The organism is uncultured Algibacter sp. (assembly GCF_947487605.1).
Classification (GTDB): Bacteria; Bacteroidota; Bacteroidia; order Flavobacteriales; family Flavobacteriaceae; genus Algibacter_D.
Genome location: NZ_CANKXK010000033.1, coordinates 1 through 1,991 on the forward strand (window position 1 = coordinate 1; position 1,991 = coordinate 1,991).

Here is a 1,991-nt window from a genome sequence, read left to right on the forward strand (position 1 = left end):
TTCAGTTTGCAAAAAAAGAAATGACCTTTGTAAAAGCACGGAATTTAGATGTGTGCCGAAAACTTGTACATAACGGTTTTGTGTATGATTAGTGGCGTGTTCCACGCACCTAATTTAGCAAATAAAAACCGAATAGAAAATCCGCGAGGATTTTCGTAAGTAGGCGAGAACTAGCCATTAATTATACACGTTGTTGCCCACAGTTATTTATTCAAATGTTATGTCTTTATTTATTCTGTTATCAGCGTGTTTCTCTTTAATTGCCCCAATAACCCTGTCTTTTGCTTCTTGGTCTAAAGGATTATCTGGTGGTGTTTCAGTTCCATAAATCCCAATTTTTAATTGAAATTGTTTTTGTTCATATTCCCTTACTATTTCTCCAACTTTCTCCTCTAAAATAGTATAATCATAAACTATTTTCATTACATCTTTAGTTAGTAAATCTGTAATTATGTATCGATGAATCACTTTATTTCTTTGATTATATAATTCAGAAAGTCTATCGTGTAAATTTTGAGTTAGTAATCCTTCGTCAAGAGCCATTTTGTAAACCTTTTTTTCCATTATAGGTCTATCAGTTTCTTTTTGAAAAATTAGAGTTGTATCAATTTCATCTGTTGAATTATCAATTTGCTTTTTTAGGATTAAAGCCAACCTTAAAAGAGCATCGATTTGATTTGCAAGAAGTACAACTAATTCAATTGACGAACCATTTTTATAAGCTCTGTTTTTCAAGTCGATAGATGCTCCTAATGAATTCATAAATTTGGTAAATCTTTCAGAAGCGAGGATGTTTTCTTTGTGTTCTTCTGCAATGACCATAATTGTTTTTAAACAACCTTTTGCTTTTTCGATTTCTTTTTTGACTTTTTTGTTCTCTTTTTTGTCGGAATCATAGATGTATTTACACATTATGAATTTGTCATTTACAACAGCCATCCATAAGTACATATCAAATTTGTCAGTAGAAACATATTTTTCTATAAATTCAAGCTTAATTTTTCCAATTTCTTGAGACTTGAGTTTATGGTTCTCAATTAATTTTGGAATTTCTCCTTTGGTTATTGGATTACAACTAATTTGAAAACATCCAACGGAATTTTCGTATAATTCAAATGAATTTGGGTCAGTTTCTTTTGCGTCATACATTCCATTTCTGTAACCCCATTCAGTTGGGATAAAAAATATGTAATCTCCTTTTGGGTCTATGAATTTTTTCGTCATCTTAATTGTGGGCAACGTTTACGTATATGAAATGTTGCGTGTTTGTGTGCGAGGATTTTCCGAAGGAAAATCAGAAGCTAGCAAACAAAGCAACTGACATTGGTTAGGCACAAAATAGCAATTTTTTATATACTTTGTTACACAACGTTTTTTTATAATTTCAAATTAATTGTTCCGTTAGTGTAAGTCACACGATTTCCAAAAGGTGCATTTTCATTTCCGCTATTACAACTCACGTCAAAATTATTTTCAAACGAAAAAGTTGCTTTAAACTCTTGTTCGTTATTTACAGAAACATTTATTTGCGGATAAGGAATATCTACTCCGAAATAAGCACAATCATAATTTCCACTTTCTATAAAGTTAGTATATAGATTAAATTCATCTACAATTTCTCCGTTTTCCCAATCTCCGGTGTATCCAAGTTCAACACCAAAATCAAAAACTAAATCAGACTCATTGTCTATTCTTGCGGTTACATAATAATAACTGTCATTTGGGTCTTCGAAATGTTTTTCAAATGTGAATGTGTTAAATGTATATTCTGTTCCGTTAATGGTTACATCAATTCTGCTTTCATTGGAATTATTTTCATTATTGTCCTCACTTGAACAAGAAATAATTATTAGCCCTAAAAGTAAAATCAGTAGTCCTTTTGTTTTTTTCATAAAGTTGCTCTCAAATGTTGTGTAACTTTCACGTATATAGTTTGTGTCGCCTTATTATTTTGCTTGAGCGAGGCAGAAATGCGATAGCATTTTAGCGTA

Annotated in this window: 2 protein-coding genes; both read right to left on the reverse strand. The window is 31.1% G+C overall.

Translation table 11 applies throughout. The features are described from left to right. Window positions 1-207: 207 nt before the first annotated feature. Window positions 208-1,224: a hypothetical protein gene (locus tag Q0739_RS14745; RefSeq protein WP_298239503.1), complete on the reverse strand. Its 1,017-nt coding sequence runs from the start codon at window positions 1,222-1,224 to the stop codon at window positions 208-210. Between the two features lie 152 nt (window positions 1,225-1,376). Further along, window positions 1,377-1,892 carry a hypothetical protein gene (locus Q0739_RS14750; protein ID WP_298239504.1) on the reverse strand — a complete coding sequence of 172 codons (516 nt, stop codon included), beginning with the start codon at window positions 1,890-1,892 and terminating at the stop codon, window positions 1,377-1,379. Window positions 1,893-1,991 lie beyond the last annotated feature (99 nt).